Raw genomic sequence first — 18,120 nt, forward strand, 5'->3', positions numbered from 1 at the left:
GTGCGGCGGCCTGGCCAGCACGGCCGCCGACCTGGCCCGCTGGTCGGCGTTCGTGGCCGACCCGCCCTCGGAGCTGCTCTCCCCCGACACGATGGAGGAGATGTGCCAGCCCCAGATCCTGCTCAACACCGAGGTCTGGACCGGCGCGATGGGGCTGGGCTTGTTCCTCATGCGCTCGGCCACCGGCCGTACCTGGGTAGGCCACACCGGCGCGATGCCCGGCTACAAAACCGGCGTCTTAACCCACCGCGAGTCGGGCACGGGTGGCATCGTGCTGATGAACGCCACGTTCACGCCGGCGCCTGACGCGCTGACGATCGAGCTGGCCGACCACGTGGTCGAGCACGACCCACTGCAGGACGAGCCGTGGCGGGCCGGCACCGAGGTGCCCGACGAGCTGCGCGGCATCCTCGGTCGCTGGTTCTCCGAAGGCCATCCCTTCGTGTTCGTGGTGGAGAAGGGCCGGCTCCAGGCACGCATCGACGAGCCGGCGGCCGCCAGGCTTCCGCCGTCGGCGTTCGAGAAGATCTCCGATGACGTCTACCGCACGGTCTCCGGGCAGTGGCGCGGTGAGCAGCTGCGGGTGACCCGCGCGGCCGACAGCACAGTCACCAAGCTGAACTGGGCGACGTACCTCTTCACGCGTGAGCCGATCGCCTTCGGCGAGCAGTTCGACACCTGAGGGTCACTCCGGACCCACCATCGCGTGCGGGACGTATGGCCCCTCCATCGCGCGCCCTCCTCCGGGCCGAGCTCGAGAGTGGCGGGGTCGATTCCCGTCAGCTCCCGGTTCCCGATGGTTCGACTAAATACTCTGAGTTTGGCTCAGGGTCTAGATCAGGCATTCAGTATGGAATATGATCAAATCATGAGCTGTCGGTTTGCTCATAGTGCCCCGCCGGGATGCCGGGCGCGGGCACGGTGCCCCAACCGCCAGCAGCCGTTGCGGTCGACCTGTCCCGTTAGGAGAAGCACATGTTGTCCGTGACCATTGCTGGGCGCCACACCACAACGAAAGAAAGACCCGTCGAATGGCAACGCACACTGGGAAGCCGGCTTCCCGCAGGATCGTGCCCCTGGCCGCAGCCGGCCCGCTCGTCCTAACAAGCGCGCTGGCTCTAGCTACGCCCGTACACGCCGCCGCCACATGGATGGCGGGAGCGGTGAGCTCCAGCTCGATGAGCAGCAAGACTCAGGCGTTCTTTTACACCAACGCCTACACCCAGTCCGAAGCCGAGCAATATGCGATGACGAACTGCCGCGCGAAGTTCCCGACCGGCTGCCAACTCGCCGGAAGCACCACGAGCTGCATGGCTGTTGCCCTTGGTGCAGGCAGTGATTACGCCGTCGCCTACGCCCCGACGGTGCAGGCGGCGCAGGTGTTGGCGGCGATGGAGATCCACGGCCGCGTCAACCTACCCGGTGGCGGGCATTGCAGTTGGGACTGAGAGTCTCACAATCGAGAAGGGCTCTCGGCGAGGTCACCACTAACTCACCGCGGCGGAGGAGGGACGCCGGCGCGGATTCTGCTGACCTCGGCACGGGCGAAGCGCACCCGGTCGGTGTCGGCACCGCGCGCGGCAGCCAGTTCGTCGGCGAGGCCATACACGGCATTGAGAACGTAGCGTGCGCGTTTACGCTCCCGACGGCTGCGGCCGGCCTTGCGGTAAGCCTTGCGGGCCTTGCGGTTACCCGCGATCGCATCGAGTTCGCCGACGGTGATGACGTTGCGAGCCTGCTCAGGGGTCATGACGTCACGCACGAAGTCGCGCTCCCGCTGAACGGTTAACTCGTAAACCCGCGCTGCGATGACGAGCGCTATGACGATGACCGCGACGAGCAGTCCCAGCTGCATCAGCGTGCTCGCGCTGGCGACCGAGCCCAGCGAGTCCCATGTCCCGTGCAGCAGCATCGGCATTGCCACCAGAAGCAAACCCCGCCCGACCTTGCGTGGTTCAGCGGGCCGGCCGAGAAGATAGACCAGGCCGGCGCAAAAGATCGCGCTGTACACGATGTGCGCGGCGACCCCGCTGACCATTCGGAGAACGATGGTGCCTACCGACGCCCCAATTTGATTCGCGCCGAACTGGGTGCCAGCCGACGTCATTGCGTAGGAGACGTCCTCAACGATCTGGAATCCCAGGCCTATGAATGCGCCCAGGATGAACCCATCGAACGCGGTTCGTACCTGCCGGGGCGCCAACGCGATGAGCAGCAGCAGGCCCGAACCCTTCGCCGTTTCCTCGGTGAATGGGGCCGTGAGCCCGGCACCCCAGTTCAGCGCCCATACCTGCCCGAAGACTTTCGCGTACAAGGCGAGGATCGCGTCGTTGGCGTTAGCCGCCATCGCCCCGGTGGCGGCGAAGCCACCCCACAGAAAGGCGACGACCAAAAGCTTCGGGGGGAGTTTGGCGTAGTGGTCGATGTACTGGGTGAACCACCAGAACAGCGCGGCGTAGATGGCAAATGACGTCACCGCCAACCCGATGGCCTGGCCGTAGGCGTCGTACTCGCGGGAGAGTGTAGACGCGAAGACCAGGATGCCGATCCCGACCAGCACCAGATATCCCCAGAACGCGCAGTTGCGTGGTTGGTAGAAGCTGAACCGCCTGCCCCAGCCGGAGAGGTCGAGCGCCATGTCGCGGGCGCGATCGAGGTCGGCAAGCGTCGTCGTTGTCACCGCTTCTCCTCCCCGGGACGGCTGATACTGCGGATCATCCCGAGAACCGCGGCCGTGGACTCCGAGCCGCGATCCGACGGTCCGGTCGCCACGGCTTCGACTCCGCGACCGTCGAACGCGAAGGCGGCGATCACGCCGCCACTGTGCGGTCCGGTGACCCGAACTGTCGCACCCTGCTGGCCCTGGTCGGTGACGATGGTCGTCCGTGCGCCGGTCACGTGGACGCCGCGGCCGCGGTTGAGCGCCTCGGAGGTGGTCTCGATCTGGTCGAGCAGTTTGTTGGCGTCGCCGTGGAATGGTCCGGTATGGACCCTGAATTTCAGGGCCCCGTCCTCGACGGTCGCGGTCGCGGGATACTCGCCGGATAATGGCGCGTCACCAGCGCGAACACCGGATGTGATGCCCCAGCCGGCCTCCGGAACGAACGTCACATCGCCTTCGAGTTCAATGACATCGCCGGCCTTGACAATGTCGTGGTAGGGCGCCGTTGCGTTGATGACGGGCAACACCACCGACATCACGACGGCCAGCGCGAATACTGCCAGCGTCGGGGCGATGGTCCGCCGATCCACGCCAAAGAACCGCGCATCAGCGGGCACCCAGCGCTCATCGGGTTCGAACCGGGGTGCCGAAGTCGCCGAGGACTTGTCGGATTCAGGATCTGGCATCCTGCCCAATCCTCCTCCCCGCTGCGGCAACGTCTGAGTGGCGTCGGGGTCGAGAGTTACGACGGCATGGAGACCCGAGATGAACATTGGCGACACCGGCGCCTGTTGCGCGGTGACCGGCGCGGCTTCGCGGTTGAAGACGCGCCGTCCCGCAGTTCGCGAGGTCGGCGTGATCGCCCTTGCCGGGCCCGAGGACCTGCGCGCCGCCCCCGACACCGCGGGCACGCCGATGCCGGGGACAGAGATCCGCATCCTCGGTGAGAATCGTCGCGAGGATCGACGGAGCCGGCCCGGGTCCGATCCAAACGCACGAAGAGGGGAACGCGACGAGCAAGTGGGCTCTAGGCAGCTTCTTCCAGCCTCTTCAACTCGTCGAACATTCTGTTCTGGGCCTCGACGATTGGGCCAGGCCTCAGGTTCGGGTCGATGTGATACGCGCCCGGAACCTCGTCAATCAGATGGAACAGCCCTTCCGATTCGGCGATGGCCCTATTCGCTCGGGCATTAAAGATCGAGGATTGCCCAAGGATCAGCAACCCAACCTTTAGCCCCTTTTCTTTCGCCGCGTCCAAATGCGGCCGAAGGTCCGGATTCCGGAGGCCAACGACCTCCCGGATTGAAAGCACGGGATTGTCAGTGATATGCCGGAAAACATTTCTCATCGTATGTGGGGGCATATGTTCGATCCGCCGGAAGAAGGACGAGGATGCCCTCAGCTCCTTGTTCCAGAGATCACCGAGCCTCAGGTCGTGAGGCCCTATTCCGGAAGGATCCTGCAAAACCATGCTCTCGATGTGTTCACCGCAGTATGCGGCCATTTCAGACAGCGTCATTCCGGCGTACGAGTGGCCGCTGGCCCGGACTTTTTCTACCCCGGTGCGCCTGATAGTTGCCTGCACGACTGCACGGCCATTTTGCGCGGTGCGCAGATAAGGGCTTCTGCGGTGGCGATTATCAAGCAGCTGGACGCGCAGTGGCAGGTGCCGGTGTGTCGTAAATGTGACAAAAACCCGGCCCGATTGCGCGGTCGCGGCCGCTTCTCCACTGTAAAGATTACCTGTCGTCCACAGGCCGCCGAACTTCACCGTGGGAATATCCGATACAAGGGGCACTTCTTTGGTATCGGGTTCATATAGGAATATATCCCTGATCGACTTGCCATTGATCTTTGCCGCTAGACGCTCTCTGTAATACGGTGGTGTTCCGTCACGGGGAACGAGGTGTTCGCGACTAGCCTCACCCGTCGGGTAGGAACGCGTTCCGGAGCGGTCGACTATTTCGTGTGGCATAAAATCCATTCCTATACCAAAGGAGTTACAAACATTACCGGCATAACGAATTTCCTTCGTTTGCTCTCAATGATTGGACCTTCAAACTCCTCGTCAGAGGGTCTTTGGCAGCTGCCACTATGTCACGTGGTAGGGGAAGGGGCGTAGCAGAAGAAGCCAAAGGGACCAAACCCCCTGAGGTTCAATCATCACGTGGTGGGCGCCGGCGATCGGCAACCGGGGAGGGTAGCTTCACGCCGACACGCTTGAGTGCCTTCCAGACTGTACCCCCTCAAAGTCAAACCCCGTGTTTTTCGGGTTCATTCGGGATTAGGTGTACGTGGCGTTTCCCCTATTTGGGTCAAGGTCGGGCATTGAATCGGAGCATGTTGCTGCGACGCCCATGTCGGCAAGGCGAGAATGGCAGCGGGCGGAAGCAGACAAACGGGGCATTCCCCGGTCGCCAAGCTCGTCGGCCAGCGGTCTGAGCGGCTGAGGTGAGGGGCGTGGTCAGACCAAACGGGCTAAGCTTCACCGCGCAGTACCGGCGACCGAAAAGGGGGTCATCGTGGCCGAGGAGTCAGAGGTCGATCTCGTCGCGCTGCATGTCGGGAGCAACCACGTGCTCAATGCGGTCGGGGAAGCCGCTTTGGACTTCATCAGCCATGAGGACGGGCTAGCGGAGGCCGCGCCGGGTTGGGTCGGGTCCTCGCAGCTGGCGTTGGCCGAGCTCGCGGCACGGTGGGAGGCCCGGCACAACCAACACAAGCTCCAGGTCGGCGGGTTGGGGTCGCACGTGGCCGAGGCGATGGTGAACTATGCCACGATCGAGGACGGATCGGCCCGGGCGCTCAGGTCGGTGCAGGGGTAGGTGTAGCGGGTGGGGTCGCTGACTCCTTCTGACGTCAAGCGCTGGGATCTGAAAGCGATCCACACGGTGTTCGAGACGGCCGGCGGACGCGCGGATACCTTGCAGCGCTTGGGCGACAGCCTGCATCAGGCCCACAACGTTCTCGCTGACTGGCAAGGTGAAGCGGGGGACGCTTTTCGCGCTGACGTGGGCAAGATTCGCCGGGACATCGAAGCGGACGGCGCGGAATCCAAGCGTGTGGCGGCGGCGGTGTCGCGCGCCGAGACGGACGTGAGCGCGTGCAAGCGCGAGCTGGATGCCATCGAACGGGCCGCTGATGCTAATGGTTGGACCATCACGCCGGACTGGCGAATCGACATTGGCGACACGTGGATCGGGCGCGATCCAATCGAATTCGCCGCCGAGCAGCAGATGTTGCAGGACGACCTCAACGCCTGCAAGGTGCATGCCCACAGCGCCGACCACGAGCTGGCCACCGCTGTGGGCGCCACCGTCGGCGACGTCCCGCTGGATGCCGTGGGCCCCCCGCCAGGCGGTGCCCGACCGCCGCAAGGCCCGCCGAATCCTGCCCCCGGGGGCAAGCCACGAACGTGGCAAGACATGCTGTTGCCCGCTGGCCCCGCAGGTGCGGGGCCAGGCGGTGCCCCGCCGGCTCCGGCTGATCCGGCGGGCAAGCCCCCGTCGCTGCAAGACCTCTTGCTGCCTACCGGCAAGGATCAGCAGCCTGGCCCTGGTGACCAACAACCTCCACCTGGCAGCCTGCCAGACCTGCTGAGCCGGCTTCACCAACCCGTTGGTCTTGGCGCCCCGGCGCCTCAGTTGAAACCCGCAGACGTGGAGGGCTTCAAGGCGATGGCCCGCCAAACGATGATCCGCGACGGTGTGCCGCCGGATCAGATCGAGGCGCGCCTCAACGACATTGTTGGCCGCACCCAGCAGTGGATCGACAACGGTATGCCCAACTATGTTCCCCCCGAGCCCCAGCGCGCGCCGGCACCGGGATTCGCCGAGGGATTCGGTGACCGCTGGCGTGCAACCGAACAGGGGATCGAAAACCTCCTCGGGCAAGGAGGACCCGGAGCACCCGGCGTGCTCGAGTCATGGCAGCAGATGCTCAGGGGGACCGTTGCGACGGCCCAGAACCCGATGGGCGCGGCGATCGGAGAAGTCAAAAACGCGCTGGACTCACCTAGTCCGGCCTACTATTTGGGCGCTAAAGCTTCCGACGGCGCCTTCGCGCTGCCCGGGCTGCTGTTCGGTGGGGAGGGAGCCGCTGTTGAAGCAGGACTTCCCGCAGAAATCGTCACCGAAGGCGGTGCACCCTTAGCCGTTGTGCGCGGCTGGGACCCTACAGGAGGAATCCCGTGGGATGACTTCGCATCCCGGTTTGGCACCCCGGAATCGCGCAATTGGCCTTCGAATGATGGCTTTCCGCCAGGCTTTGTCCCCCAGCCCGCCCAGTTGCCCGAGGGTGCCATCATCGACCGGTTCGGGTCCGAGTACGGCCGCTATCTTGCACCCGATGGCACTCCTTTCGCAGATCGATCGTTAGCGCCAGAATCGGTCGGGGGGGATTACAACCGATACCTTGTGACCGGAAAGCCGTTGCCTCCGGGCTGGCAACTCGTAAAAGGACCAGTGCAACCGTGGTATGGCCAGACGCCGTCGCCTGGTGCCCTTCAATACATGATTTTGGGTCCAGATGGCGTGAAAGTGAGCGTAAAAGAACTGGTAGACAGGGGAATCCTTGATGAATATGGACCGCGACTTGGAAGATAAATCTGCGGAACTTCAAACTGAGATAGGTCGGTTGTCGGAAAAACTTGGGGTTCGTCCCATGCCCGTCGGGTTCCGAACAAACGATGGCCTCAATATCTATGTTGCCGACGACGGCTCATATCACTTCACTTTCTATGAGCGAGGAAAACCGGGCTTCGACCGAGTGGGAAGCCTCGATGACATTCTCTACTGGTACTGCGAAGGCGTTGTCACTCGTGAAGCAGCCAAACTGGTGGGAGACCGAGCAGAACGCTTCAAGTACGAGTATCAGGTATTGAGTCAATTCGATATTGGCTGGGCGAAAAGGCGGGTGCGTGAACTCGCCACTGTTTTCCGTAATGGCCAGCCAGAAGACATTTCCTTGCTTCCCGACATTGGCGAAGCGCTATGACTGGTCCGTATCTAATAGCCGTTGCGGGTGGAGACCGTCGACCGCGCCGATGAACGGCGGGTGGATGCTGTAGCCGAGCATGCGGCGGATGTCATCGGAGAGTGTCCGAGCGACTTCCCGCGACACCGACAAGGTGAAGGCCTCCATCGGTCGCAGCCACGGTTGGCAGTATTGGGCGGTGACGGCAAGACGCTCGCGGGTGGTGTTGTTGGCGCCTCCGCCATGCCAAAGGGTGCCCACGAAGAAGACGCACGAGCCGGCGGGCATAACGACAGGTAGCGCGTGATCGTCTGGGCTCGGCCGCCGCTTGCCCCAGCGGTGGCTACCGGGTATGACCACCGTGGCGCCATTGTCGGCGGTGAAGTCGTCGATCGCCCAGATCGTCGCAGCCGCCAGCGGTGCCCGCGGACGCGGAATCGGGTAGAACCCGTCGTCATGGTGAGTCAGTTGTGCGGTCTCTCCGGGCTGAATGTTGATGGCCTGCAACGCCGAAAGCAGATAGTTGGGCATCAGTAACCGATCCAGCACCGCGAGCACCCGGGGATTGTCGACAAGCCGGTCGCAAGCGCGCGTCCTGCTCAGCAGGCTATAGATGCGCTGGGTGCGCCGGCCCTCGAAAGAGTTGCGTCCGGTGTGCCCAAGCCAAGGGAGTACGACCTCACGGATTTGCCGGCACTGCTCGGGGCTGATCAGGTTCTCCCAAATGATGTAACCGTCGCGGTCGAGAGCCGCCAAGTCGGCCTCGACGATCGCGCTGTCGACCGAGCTTCCGCTGCCCAATGTCCGCTTGTACCGATGCGCCAGATCGCCCCTGAGGTCCTCCAGCGTTGTGAGGGACTCGTCGTCGATGTTCATTGGTATTCGTCCTTATCCCGCTGCCACGCCGACGACGTCGAGCAGCCAGCCCTACGTAGCGACGGCTCGTGGGATTATCTTCCCCTGCCCACACTAGGCTGAGTTCGACTCAACCCACAGCCGAAACGCGTTGGACGCGGTGGCCACCATGTGACGCCATCGCGTGTACTGGCCAGGCCCTGATGAAGAGAAATGGGTGGTGTTCACTCGCTTGCAGCCGCCCAAGTCCAATGCGATCGCACCATCTCGCAACGTGTTTGAGCCAAAGTCTTTACGCGGGAAAGGTTCTCGCGTTCCGGGGGCATCAATCGAACTTGTTCTGATATTGCGGGCAGTATGCCCCCGTCGCCACACCCATGATCTTGGCGATAGAGGTGTCGGCTAACTGCACGAGCGCCGATTTCGCATCGGCGAGGGTTTGCTCAAACGGGAACCCTTTAGAAAAGTCCCCACAAGTCGCATGCCCGATTTGGATCATCGTTTGGTCCGAGCCACTTGGCCAGGTGATGCCTTTGTCCTTGAGCGTTTGCAGGAAAACGTCATCCGCTGAGTCGGCATTCGCGATCGGGGCGGTGATGACTGCGATACCGCCCAGAACGGCAGCGAGAGGACCGGTCAATCGTGCGGTGTTCTTCATTCGTTGACTCCTCAGTGTCTGGCCGGACCCCGACAACTGATCCACGGTTAGTGAGAGTGGTCCATCGGTGGGTACAGACGGCAGCGTAGCTGGCCGGAGCTGGTGGCTCTACGGCCCAGGCCGGATCCACCGAACATCCGCCAAATTGACGGCGGCCGAGGCCAGCCTGTTTCGCACTTTGGTCGGCAGCGCGTGTTTTGCGAAGGCTGAAGGGTGAATCCGGCTAAACGACCGGTGCGTGTAGGTGCGTGGTGCCGGGCTCGTCAAGGTGCGCGAAGGGTGGCCGCCGTTTGAGCGTGACGGTCGCGCCGCGGGCGGGGGCGATCGTGACCGTGTGTCGTGCGACGCGTTCGGCGCGCCGGTTCGTCGGGAGCAGCCGCGCGTGGCGGAGCATTGTGCGCAGCACGATCCGCATTTCGACGAGCGAGAACGCGGCGCCGATGCAGCGTCTTGCTCCGCCGCCGAACGGGATCCACGTGTAGGTCCCGGCGCGGCTGTCGAGGAAGCGCTGCGGGCGGAACGTGAGCGGGTCGGGATATAGGTCGGGGCGGCGGTGCACCAGGGTGATGTGCGGAATGATGAGGGTGCCGGCGGGGATCGTGAGATCACCCAACGCGAAGTCCTCGGCGGCGAGCCGCCCAGTGATCGGGAACACCGGGCGCAGACGCATCGCCTCCTTGATAACGGCGTCGATGTAGTCGTCGTCGCCGGCGAGGGCCGCCGCCTCGAGGCGCGCGAGCTCGTCGGGGTGGCGGGTGACGCGCTCGAGGATCCACGCGAGCGTGGAGGCCGTGGTCTCGTGTCCGCCTAGCAGCAGTGTGCGCATCGCGTCACAGAGCTCGCTGTCGGGCATCGGTTTGCTGTTCGCGTCGTGGGCGCGCAGGAACATCCCGAGGACGTCGTCCTGGTCGAGGTCACCGCGGTGGCGCCGCTCGGCGGCCTCTTCGAGCACGATCGCGTCGACCGCGGCCATCGCGGCGCGGATGCGCGGGAAAGGACCGTCCCAGCCCTTGTTGCGGGCGGTGACGATCATCGTCTGCACGAAGAACCGCCGCGAGTTGCCCACGCGCATCAGCGCCAGTGTTGCCGCGCGCAGGCGCTCGACGCGGTCGGGGTCGGTGACGCCGAAGACCACGGCGATGATCACCTCCAGCGAGATCGCCTGCATATGGGAGTCGGCACGGGTCGGCCGTCCGTACGGCCAGCGCGCAAGCACGTCTTCGGTCTTGCGCTCCATGACGTTCTCGTACTCGGCAAGCGCCCGGGCGCGGAACGGCGGCAGCTGCATCTTGCGACTGCGCATGTGCTCGTCACCGTCGACGTTCGTCAGCCCGGTCGGGCCGAGGACGAGCGGATGCGGCGAATTCTTTGCAAGCGCGGCGCCGAGGCGCAGCACGCCGGTGTCGGCGCTGAACACGCGCTTGATGTCGTCGGGGTGGGTGAGGCACAGCCACGGCCGCGATGCGGGCATCGCCACGAGAAAGCGGTCGCCGAGCGACTCGCAGCGCCGGGCGAAGCGCTCGGGCGCCAGCCAGTACTCGGCTGCGTTGAGGAGCGCCGGAGTACGCAGCCGCGGCAGGTCAACCATCTGTTGTGTTATCGAGTGCGTCATTTGATAACATCAAAACATGCAGTCAATGGCGCTGTCAATCGCGCAGCTCGACCAAGGCCCGGCGCCGGGCGAGGACGCGACCGTCGACCGCGTCGCGGCGGCGGCGTTCGAGATGTTCGCCGAGTACGGGATCCGCCGCGCGACGATCGACGATGTCGCGCGCCGAGCCGGCGTCTCGAAGATGACCGTGTTCAGGCGCTTTCAGAGCAAGCAAGGGCTCGTCGGGGTCGTGATCGCACGCGAGATCCGTCGCGGCATGGCCGAGCTCGACCGTGTCTGGGAGCGTGAGCAGACCCTCGAGCAGCGGGTCGTGCTCGGCTTCTCGTTCGCCGTGAACTTCGTCCGCGGGCACGCGCTGTTCGACCGCCTGCTGCGCAGCGAACCTGAGTTGCTGCTGCCGCTGCTCACCATCGACGGCACGGTGGCGCTTGCGCTGTACCGCGAGTTGATCGGTCAGCGGCTGCGCACCGAAGTGCGCGCCGGACGTGCTGCGCCAGCCGACGTCGACCAGGCCGCAGAGGTGCTCGCGCGGCTCGCGATCTCGCTCCTCCTCACACGTGAGGGAACAATCACGCTCGACGACGACGAGACGATCGTGGCGCTCGTGCGCAACGTGCTGCTGCCGATGCTCGAGCCTCGCGACGGGTGATCCAGCCCCGCCGCCCCTCCAGCGCCTCCACCGGAATCCCCAAACGCGCGGCAAGACGTTCCACCGCAGCCGGTGATGCCGCAGCGACCCGTGCCGGCAGCCGCAGCAGCGTGCACAGTTGTACGGTGTATGTCGCCGGTAATCGAAGTGCCTGGCCAGTTCGTTGCGAACGTCCACTGGGCGGGCGGTGCCAGTTGTTGAACGTCGACCAAACCCCCTTTGACCAAACGCGACTCGGCAACGGTCACCTCCGAATGTCGCTCGTTTGGACACCTCAAGTTCGGCTGGCTTCGGCCGTCAGAAGTGGCCCCAACCCGGCCCGTCTCCATCTGGTCGCGCATTCGTGCGCCATGAGGGTTGGAGCTGGGGCGCCAGAAAGCAACGAAACAGGCGTCAAGACCATCGGCGTCGTCGGCGTCACCGCGCTCCCATTGCGACACAACGTGTTACGTCGCAATCGGTGGTACCGAATGCGTTACGGCAGCAGTGATTCCGGCCCGACGCGGACGGACGGGACCCCCAAACGGGTCCAGGTGTGAGAGTCGTTTCAACGGTGGGTGCAGACGGCGGCGTAGCTGGCCGGGGCCTGGTAGCCCAGGGCGGAGTGCCGCCGGTGGTGGTTGTATTCCTGCTTCCAGTCGGCGATCACGACCCGCGCGTGGATCAGGGACCAGAAGATGTTGATGTTGAGGCATTCGTCGCGGACGCGGGCGTTGAACGACTCGATGTATCCATTGCGCCAGGGCTGGCCGGGCGGAATGAAGGCCAGGTCGACGCGTTCGCTGGCCCAGTCGGCCATCGCGTCACAAGCCAATTCGGGGCCGTTGTCGCAGCGCAGCACGCTGGGATAGCCGCGGCTGGAAGCGAGGCGGTCGAGTTCGTCGATGAGCACCTCGGCGGTGATCGAGCGGTCGACCAGACCGCCCAGGCATTCACGGGTGTGCTCATCGATGACGGACACAATCTTGATCGGGCGGCCGTCGGTGGTGGCGTCGAACTGGAAGTCCACCGCCCACACCCTGTTTGGCGCATACGCGGTCGGCAGCGCCAGCGCGGTGGAGGTGCCCAGGCGTTTGCGCCGTCGGCGTTGCGGCACGCGCAGGCCCTCGTCGCGCCACAGCCGCTGGATCTTCTTGTGGTTCACCATCCAGCCCTCGGCACGGGCGTCGTGGTATGCGGGGCGAAACCCCCGGCGTGGATGGTCTTTCGCGTACTGGCGAAGCTAGCTCCGCAGCCTGGCATCGGGGTCGGCCGGGGTCGCTGCGGCTCGCTGATGGCGCTGGGTGGTTCGGTTCTGCCCGGTCACCCGGCAGGCAAACCGCTCCGACACACCCATCGCGGTGATGAGGCGGTGAACGGCTGCCCGCCGGCGTTCCGGGCTTAGAAGTTTCCCTTGGCGATCTCCTTCAACGCGGCCTTCTCCAATTCCGCATCGGCCAGCAGACGCTTGAGCGTGGAGTTCTCCCGCTCAGTTCCTTCAGACGTTTCGCGTCGTCGGCCATCAGCCCGCCGAACTGGTTACGCCAGCGGTAGTACGTCTGCTCCGACACCCCGAGCTCGCGGCAGACGTCCGCAATGTCCTTGCCTTCACCCAGCATCCGATCCGCGGTCGCCAGCTTGCGCACGACCTGCTCCGGATTGTGTCTCTTCCTCGTCGTCATCGTCATCGAGCCTTTCCTGCCCGCATCCTTGGGCAGCAAGACTCTCACTCGATCTGGATCAACCAAACGGGGTCAGGCCATGTCGACTACGTTCGTGCAAGTCCGCTGACGCTGACTCGGCAGCAGTTAGATCATTCTCTCGATCCTGCCTTTTTCACGTCGTGGTATTCGGAGCCCGATTCCGGTGCTTACACGCTGGTCAGGAGCGTTCGCCGGCTCAGACGTCGTAGTAGAGCGCGTACTCCGAACTGGGCCTATAGCTGTGTTAGCTGTGCGAGCGGTGCGAGAAACACGCTGGTCAAGGCTTCAAGCTGTGCGAGCTGTGCGAGCTGCTGCCAATTGTGCTGCGGACTGACTGCGGACTGGCGGTGCCGGGCAGCTCCACATGGCTCCCAGAAGCAAAGGACTTTTGGGGTCCAACGTCCCTTATGGTGATCCCGGCCAGCCGGAGAAGGTAGAGCCACCATGACCGCGCCGATCCCGCCAACCACCGTCAAACCCCGACCGCCGAGCCAGCGGCCCCGACCGGAGGGTCCGGCCATCAGGCGGGCGGTGACGGAGGCGTGCGCGATAGCGCTGTGGGAGGTCTCGCCCAATCGCATCCGCGAGTTGTCTGGGCTCCCCGAGCTGAGTGACGAGCTGATTCAGCACCGGATCGACATGCTCTTACAGTCTGGCGCGCCGTGGTTGTTCGAGGACGGGGCCCGTAGGTTGCGGAAACGCAAGCCGCGCTGATCCACCCCCCAAAACCCGCCCCGCGCGACCACTTCCAGCTCGGGGCGGGTTGCTGTCACCAGTCCAGACCGTCGTCATCGTCGTTGTTACAGAAGCTTCTCGACGAAGATTCGTGTCTCCAACATCGCCAGCCGGTCCTCGTCGACCACGAACGTCAGCTTGTACAAACGCGAGTCCTTGTTCAGCCGCCCGTCCTCCAAAAACACCTCATCGACCAGCTTCGCCATGTAGAGGCGGTCGGCGTCCTCGGACGTCACCCGATGCACCGCCGAGCGGGACAAACCCAGCTCCGCGGCAATCGCGCGCACCGACCGGCCCTCCCGGTGCAGCGCCAGAATCTTCCCGGCCGTCGTGTCATCCATGAACGCCAGCATGACACCGCCGGGACCAAACGCCGCAGTGGTGGCAGTCATTACGCCGAATGCATCCCGCCCCAAGCGGCGAAGCACGCTTCGTCCCCATCTCGCCGCTACCCACGTTGTGAGATTCCTATGAAACTATTGAGTTTGTTATTGGTTATTCGCGGTCTCTATTAGTATGTAACGCGCTGGTTACCATATCTGATGGTCTGATGGTGGCCAGGCGTGGAGGCAGCGATGTCGTATGTAACCGCAGCACCAGAGATGTTGGCGGCGGCGGCAGCGGATTTGGCGACTATTGATTCGTCACTGAGCGCGGCCCACACAGCGGCGGCAGCCCCGACCTTTGCGTTGGTGCCCGCGGCCGCCGATGAGGTGTCAGCGAGTATCGCGCACCTGTTCTCCCAGCATGCCGAGGACTATCAGGCGCTAGCCGGGCAGGCGGCCGCGTTTCATGAGCAGTCATCCAACACTTGAATGCGAGTGCCCGCTCGTATGCCAGCACTGAGGCCGCCAACACCTCGTCATTGCGGTCATTGAATGCGAGTACAGGATCGCATGCCAGCGCTAACGCCGGGGCGCAGAACCTGTCACTGCTACCAGTGAACGTAACTTTCGACGAAGCGTTAGTCTTGCTGCTCTTCCTTATCACAGGTCAGTTGGAGTTAGCCTTGCCGCTCTTGCTGCTCTTGCATCTCGGGGTGACGTTCTGAATCCAAGCTTGAGGGCTTATCAGTAGGGCTGTCGCGTGTCCCACAGCCGTCCCAAACCGTGCATTTTCGCTGGTCAACGGCTTAAGTTTGCGCGAATCGCGCGTTTTCGCGTCTACTTCGGAGGGGGAGGACCAATCCGGCACGGACTTGTCCGTTGGCGACAGCTGAACATCCGACCCGGCTATCCGTGGCTACGTGCATTTGTACTGGTAAGCGGCATGCGAGGGGAAGGGCAGCTAACTTCGGAAAATTTTCCAGAGGTTGACTTGGCGGGTTTGCTGGCGGTTGCGCCCGTGTCCGGTCGGGTGTGGTGATCGGCGGCCGGTGTTTGCTGGCGATTGGGCCGTTTTCCCTGGTCGCGCCCCCCAAGCCACCCTCTTTACCTCGACAGGTGCGCTGGCGGCCACCCAACCCGGCGTGACTGCGCGACCGCCCAACCAGACGACCGGACGCAGATCCCGGCCATCGCCCGGCAGTACCGTAATCGCCGCCAGAGCAACGCTAAGACACGAACGGCCCCACCGTGGATCCTCGTATGTTTGCAGCAGCGGCGGATCGCCCGCGAACAGCAGCGGCGGCAGAGAATGGAGGAATCATGAAAACCGTTCTTCAAATGGCGGCAACATCGCTTATCGGGCTTGTGGTCTTCGGGCTGCTCGTCTTCTGGCCGGCGGGCACCTTCGATTACTGGCAGGCATGGGTTTTCATCGCGGTGTTCGCCGCGCTTTCGTTGATCTCCACCGTCTACCTGGGCGTGAAGAATCCCGATGTGCTTCGGCGGCGCATGCGCTGGGGCCCGACGGCCGAAACCAGACCGGTGCAGAAGGTCGTCACGGCCGGGGTGTACGTGGTGTTCACAGCGCTGCTGGTCTTCAGCGCCCTGGACCATCGGTTCGGCTGGTCGCACGTGCCGGCGGCGGTCTCCTTGAGCGGTGATGTTCTCGTGGCGCTCGGACTCGGGATCGCCATGCTGGTCGTCATTCAGAACAGCTATGCGGCAGCCACCATCACGGTCGAGGCGGGTCAGACAGTGGTGTCCACCGGTCTGTACGGACTTGTGCGGCACCCGATGTACAGCGGAGGGATAGTGATGTTGGTCGGCATTCCCCTCGCGCTCGACTCCTACTGGGCGCTTGTCGCGCTCCTTCCAGTCCCCATCGGACTCGCCTTCCGCATCCTCGACGAGGAAAAGGCGCTCGTGCAGGAGCTGGACGGATACGGCGAATACATGCGGGATGTGCACTACCGGTTGGTGCCCCATGTGTGGTGATCTCCTGAACCCTCTGCACCGCAAAGCATGCGCGTGCGACGGGGGTGCCGATCCCGCGCGAGTTGACGCTGCTGTTGTCGGCGTCGGTGCAGCGTTTCGGCACCGAGTACATGGTCACCAATGGTCACGGCAAGCCCTGTCCGCCCTGGGCTATCGAGCGGGCGATGCGCGCCGTTAAGGGCGCTGTCGACGGACTGCCGGAGGGGTTCAGCTTCCATGATCTGAGGCACTACCTCGCGAGTCTGTTGATTGCGTCGGGCGCCGACATCAAGACCGTGCAAGCGCGGCTGCGGCACGCCACCGCCAGCACCACCCTGGACACCTACGGGCACCTGTGGCCCGATGCCGACGAGCCCACCCGCGCCGCTATCGGTGCGGTCATCAAGCAGAGGATGGAGAATCGCGCATGACCGCCGACGACGCCCGCACCTGGCGGGACCTTGCCGACCAACTCACCCCCGAACAGATCGCCTTCTACGAGAAAGCGGAGCGCGAAGTCCGGGAGAAAACCGGCGAGAGCGCCGACGCATTCTGGCTGCTGGACTGTGCCCGGCACGATGCGGAAAGCAACATGATCAAGAACGTCATGGACATCGACCCGCCCCCCGACGCGGAACTTCCCGCCTTCGGCGACGTCCAAAACGGCAGGCTGGTGATGACCTTTGAAGGCACCAAACGCCACGTTCTTGATATCGGCGTAGGCAACGCTGAGGTCCCCGAACTTCCCGACGACGAATATCCCCCGACCACGGCGAGTGTCGATGTGGATCTAGTGATCATTGGTCAGCAGTACAGCGACGGCACCGCCGACCGAAGCATCCTCGTGGTTCCGCTGACCAGTGACGACGAGCCCGATTTCGTCCCTGGGGATTGCACTTACTGCGTCTCCCTGGACGAGGCCGAATTGGATGCCGATGGTGCCCGCCGACTTGGCCAAGCGTTGATCGATGCCGCCGACGAACTCGACCAGTTGAGCGACCCGGAATCTGCTGCGGACTGACTGCGGACTGGCGGGCTGCCGTGAACGCATCACCGCAGGTCAGCATGGTTAGCTGGTTTATACGTCGTAGTAGAGCGCGAACTCGTACGGGGTCGGCCTGAGGTTGACCGGCGCAATCTCGTAGTTGCGCTTGTAGTTGATCCACGTCTCGATCAGGTCAGGCGTGAACACGCCTCCCTCGGTGAGGTATTCGCTGTCTTCCTCCAGACGGTCGATCACAGCGGACAGCTGGGTAGGAGCCTGCGGGATTTCCGCGGCCTCTTCTGGCGGCAGCTCGTAGAGGTCCTTGTCGATGGGCGGAGGCGGCTCGATCTTGTTCTTGATGCCGTCCAGCCCGGCCATCAGCATGGCAGAGAACGAAAGGTACGGGTTGCCCGACGAGTCGGGGCAACGGAACTCCAGCCGCTTGGCGTTCGGGTTTCTGCCGGTGATCGGGATACGCACGCACGCCGAGCGGTTGCGCTGGCTGTAGACCAGGTTGATCGGGGCCTCATAGCCGGGAACAAGGCGCTTGTAGGAGTTGACCGTGGGGTTGGTGAAGGCCAGCAACGAAGGCGCGTGGTACAGCAAACCGCCGATGTAGTGGCGGGCGGTGTCCGACAGACCCGCGTACCCCTCCTCGTCGAACATCAGCGGGATGCCGTCCTTCCACAGCGACTGGTGGCAGTGCATACCGGAGCCGTTGTCGCCGAACAGAGGCTTGGGCATGAACGTCACGGTCTTGCCGGCCTGCCACGCGGTTTGCTTGACGATGTACTTGTACATCTGATGGTCGTCAGCCGCGTGCAGCAAAGTGTTGAACTTGTAGTTGATTTCGGCCTGGCCGCCGCCGCCCACCTCGTGGTGGCCCTTCTCCAGGGCAAACCCGGCGTTGGTCAGGTGGGTGAGCATCTCGTCGCGCAGGTCGACGTAGTGGTCGGTGGGGGCTACCGGGAAGTACCCGCCCTTGGGGCGGACCTTGTAGCCGAGGTT

The 18,120-nt window shown here is 63.9% G+C and carries 19 protein-coding genes and 1 pseudogene; 11 read left to right on the top strand and 9 right to left on the bottom strand.

The annotated features are described in order from the left end of the window. On the top strand, nucleotides 1–682 hold a 682-nt coding region (locus ACLP4W_RS17785; protein WP_442388127.1), incomplete at its 5' end, for a DUF7586 domain-containing protein. A 469-nt stretch (nucleotides 683–1,151) separates the two neighbouring features. Beyond that, nucleotides 1,152–1,448 carry a DUF4189 domain-containing protein gene (locus ACLP4W_RS17790; RefSeq protein ID WP_442388129.1) on the top strand — a complete coding sequence of 99 codons (297 nt, stop codon included), beginning with the start codon at nucleotides 1,152–1,154 and terminating at the stop codon, nucleotides 1,446–1,448. 44 nt (nucleotides 1,449–1,492) lie between these two features. Here ACLP4W_RS17790 and ACLP4W_RS17795 read toward each other — a convergent pair whose 3' ends face one another. From ACLP4W_RS17795 to ACLP4W_RS17805, 3 genes are all read right to left on the bottom strand, one after another. Further along, nucleotides 1,493–2,680, bottom strand: coding sequence for a PrsW family intramembrane metalloprotease (locus ACLP4W_RS17795; RefSeq protein WP_442388131.1), 1,188 nt, complete (start codon nucleotides 2,678–2,680; stop codon nucleotides 1,493–1,495). Continuing rightward, nucleotides 2,677–3,600: a hypothetical protein gene (locus tag ACLP4W_RS17800; protein WP_442388158.1), complete on the bottom strand. Its 924-nt coding sequence runs from the start codon at nucleotides 3,598–3,600 to the stop codon at nucleotides 2,677–2,679. The genes ACLP4W_RS17795 and ACLP4W_RS17800 overlap by 4 nt, the downstream gene beginning before the upstream one ends. 89 nt (nucleotides 3,601–3,689) lie before the next feature. Continuing rightward, nucleotides 3,690–4,646 carry a hypothetical protein gene (locus ACLP4W_RS17805; protein WP_442388160.1) on the bottom strand — a complete coding sequence of 319 codons (957 nt, stop codon included), beginning with the start codon at nucleotides 4,644–4,646 and terminating at the stop codon, nucleotides 3,690–3,692. A gap of 538 nt (nucleotides 4,647–5,184) precedes the next feature. On the opposite strand from ACLP4W_RS17805, the gene ACLP4W_RS17810 reads away from it, so the two are divergent. From ACLP4W_RS17810 to ACLP4W_RS17820, 3 genes are read left to right on the top strand one after another with little or no spacing between them, the layout of a single operon-like run. Next, the gene (locus tag ACLP4W_RS17810) at nucleotides 5,185–5,487 is read left to right on the top strand and encodes an RNA 2'-phosphotransferase (RefSeq protein ID WP_442388133.1); all 303 of its coding nucleotides are present in this window, start codon (nucleotides 5,185–5,187) and stop codon (nucleotides 5,485–5,487) included. Nucleotides 5,488–5,496: 9 nt separating this feature from the next. Continuing rightward, complete coding sequence (locus ACLP4W_RS17815) at nucleotides 5,497–7,266, top strand: glycohydrolase toxin TNT-related protein (RefSeq protein WP_442388135.1); 1,770 nt, start codon at nucleotides 5,497–5,499, stop codon at nucleotides 7,264–7,266. Nucleotides 7,267–7,324: 58 nt separating this feature from the next. Next, entirely contained in the window at nucleotides 7,325–7,657 is a 333-nt protein-coding gene (locus ACLP4W_RS17820) for a hypothetical protein (protein WP_442388156.1), read from the top strand. Here the strand turns inward: ACLP4W_RS17820 and ACLP4W_RS17825 are convergent. The 3 genes from ACLP4W_RS17825 to ACLP4W_RS17835 all read right to left on the bottom strand — a co-directional run bounded on the left by ACLP4W_RS17825 (nucleotide 7,652) and on the right by ACLP4W_RS17835 (nucleotide 10,737). Beyond that, nucleotides 7,652–8,512: a phytanoyl-CoA dioxygenase family protein gene (locus ACLP4W_RS17825; RefSeq protein WP_442388136.1), complete on the bottom strand. Its 861-nt coding sequence runs from the start codon at nucleotides 8,510–8,512 to the stop codon at nucleotides 7,652–7,654. The genes ACLP4W_RS17820 and ACLP4W_RS17825 overlap by 6 nt on opposite strands. A 304-nt stretch (nucleotides 8,513–8,816) precedes the next feature. Further along, nucleotides 8,817–9,149 (bottom strand): DUF732 domain-containing protein, encoded by a 333-nt coding sequence (locus ACLP4W_RS17830; protein WP_442388138.1) that lies wholly within the window; start codon nucleotides 9,147–9,149, stop codon nucleotides 8,817–8,819. 223 nt (nucleotides 9,150–9,372) lie between these two features. Next, nucleotides 9,373–10,737, bottom strand: a complete 1,365-nt coding sequence (locus tag ACLP4W_RS17835; RefSeq protein WP_442388139.1) for a cytochrome P450 — start codon at nucleotides 10,735–10,737, stop codon at nucleotides 9,373–9,375. A 49-nt stretch (nucleotides 10,738–10,786) separates the two neighbouring features. On the opposite strand from ACLP4W_RS17835, the gene ACLP4W_RS17840 reads away from it, so the two are divergent. After that, on the top strand, nucleotides 10,787–11,410 hold the full coding sequence (locus tag ACLP4W_RS17840; protein ID WP_442388141.1) for a TetR/AcrR family transcriptional regulator: 624 nt from the start codon (nucleotides 10,787–10,789) through the stop codon (nucleotides 11,408–11,410). A gap of 547 nt (nucleotides 11,411–11,957) precedes the next feature. Here the strand turns inward: ACLP4W_RS17840 and ACLP4W_RS17845 are convergent. Further along, a pseudogene (locus ACLP4W_RS17845) lies at nucleotides 11,958–13,071 on the bottom strand (IS3 family transposase). A gap of 465 nt (nucleotides 13,072–13,536) precedes the next feature. Between ACLP4W_RS17845 and ACLP4W_RS17850 the strand changes: the two are divergent. Further along, nucleotides 13,537–13,806 carry a hypothetical protein gene (locus tag ACLP4W_RS17850; protein ID WP_442388143.1) on the top strand — a complete coding sequence of 90 codons (270 nt, stop codon included), beginning with the start codon at nucleotides 13,537–13,539 and terminating at the stop codon, nucleotides 13,804–13,806. 86 nt (nucleotides 13,807–13,892) lie between these two features. Here ACLP4W_RS17850 and ACLP4W_RS17855 read toward each other — a convergent pair whose 3' ends face one another. Next, on the bottom strand, nucleotides 13,893–14,219 hold the full coding sequence (locus ACLP4W_RS17855; protein ID WP_442388145.1) for a helix-turn-helix domain-containing protein: 327 nt from the start codon (nucleotides 14,217–14,219) through the stop codon (nucleotides 13,893–13,895). A gap of 183 nt (nucleotides 14,220–14,402) precedes the next feature. On the opposite strand from ACLP4W_RS17855, the gene ACLP4W_RS17860 reads away from it, so the two are divergent. From ACLP4W_RS17860 to ACLP4W_RS17875, 4 genes are all read left to right on the top strand, one after another. Next, entirely contained in the window at nucleotides 14,403–14,642 is a 240-nt protein-coding gene (locus tag ACLP4W_RS17860) for a PE family protein (protein ID WP_442388147.1), read from the top strand. Between the two features lie 831 nt (nucleotides 14,643–15,473). Continuing rightward, the gene (locus tag ACLP4W_RS17865; protein WP_442388148.1) at nucleotides 15,474–16,148 is read left to right on the top strand and encodes a methyltransferase family protein; all 675 of its coding nucleotides are present in this window, start codon (nucleotides 15,474–15,476) and stop codon (nucleotides 16,146–16,148) included. Between the two features lie 44 nt (nucleotides 16,149–16,192). Next, a complete protein-coding gene (locus ACLP4W_RS17870; protein ID WP_442388150.1) occupies nucleotides 16,193–16,558 on the top strand; it encodes a tyrosine-type recombinase/integrase in 366 nt (121 codons plus the stop codon). Next, nucleotides 16,555–17,148 carry a hypothetical protein gene (locus tag ACLP4W_RS17875; protein ID WP_442388152.1) on the top strand — a complete coding sequence of 198 codons (594 nt, stop codon included), beginning with the start codon at nucleotides 16,555–16,557 and terminating at the stop codon, nucleotides 17,146–17,148. The genes ACLP4W_RS17870 and ACLP4W_RS17875 overlap by 4 nt, the downstream gene beginning before the upstream one ends. Nucleotides 17,149–17,205: 57 nt before the next feature. Here ACLP4W_RS17875 and glnA read toward each other — a convergent pair. After that, nucleotides 17,206–18,120, bottom strand: a 915-nt coding sequence (glnA, locus tag ACLP4W_RS17880; protein ID WP_442388154.1) for a type I glutamate--ammonia ligase, incomplete at its 5' end; no start/stop codon positions are given.

It is taken from the genome of Mycobacterium sp. (genome assembly GCF_052145595.1).
Taxonomy (GTDB): Bacteria; Actinomycetota; Actinomycetes; order Mycobacteriales; family Mycobacteriaceae; genus Mycobacterium.

Bases quoted from the DNA above. Each gene is read 5' to 3' on its own strand.
- ACLP4W_RS17820 (WP_442388156.1), top strand. From the start codon at position 7,325: ATGCCCGTCGGGTTCCGAACAAACGATGGCCTCAATATCTATGTTGCC.
- ACLP4W_RS17825 (WP_442388136.1), bottom strand. From the start codon at position 8,512: ATGAACATCGACGACGAGTCCCTCACAACGCTGGAGGACCTCAGGGGC.
- ACLP4W_RS17855 (WP_442388145.1), bottom strand. From the start codon at position 14,219: ATGACTGCCACCACTGCGGCGTTTGGTCCCGGCGGTGTCATGCTGGCG.
- ACLP4W_RS17875 (WP_442388152.1), top strand. From the start codon at position 16,555: ATGACCGCCGACGACGCCCGCACCTGGCGGGACCTTGCCGACCAACTC.
- ACLP4W_RS17860 (WP_442388147.1), top strand. From the start codon at position 14,403: ATGTCGTATGTAACCGCAGCACCAGAGATGTTGGCGGCGGCGGCAGCG.
- ACLP4W_RS17830 (WP_442388138.1), bottom strand. From the start codon at position 9,149: ATGAAGAACACCGCACGATTGACCGGTCCTCTCGCTGCCGTTCTGGGC.
- ACLP4W_RS17850 (WP_442388143.1), top strand. From the start codon at position 13,537: ATGACCGCGCCGATCCCGCCAACCACCGTCAAACCCCGACCGCCGAGC.
- ACLP4W_RS17800 (WP_442388158.1), bottom strand. From the start codon at position 3,600: ATGCGGATCTCTGTCCCCGGCATCGGCGTGCCCGCGGTGTCGGGGGCG.
- ACLP4W_RS17835 (WP_442388139.1), bottom strand. From the start codon at position 10,737: ATGGTTGACCTGCCGCGGCTGCGTACTCCGGCGCTCCTCAACGCAGCC.
- ACLP4W_RS17805 (WP_442388160.1), bottom strand. From the start codon at position 4,646: ATGGATTTTATGCCACACGAAATAGTCGACCGCTCCGGAACGCGTTCC.
- ACLP4W_RS17790 (WP_442388129.1), top strand. From the start codon at position 1,152: ATGGCGGGAGCGGTGAGCTCCAGCTCGATGAGCAGCAAGACTCAGGCG.
- ACLP4W_RS17865 (WP_442388148.1), top strand. From the start codon at position 15,474: ATGAAAACCGTTCTTCAAATGGCGGCAACATCGCTTATCGGGCTTGTG.
- ACLP4W_RS17840 (WP_442388141.1), top strand. From the start codon at position 10,787: ATGGCGCTGTCAATCGCGCAGCTCGACCAAGGCCCGGCGCCGGGCGAG.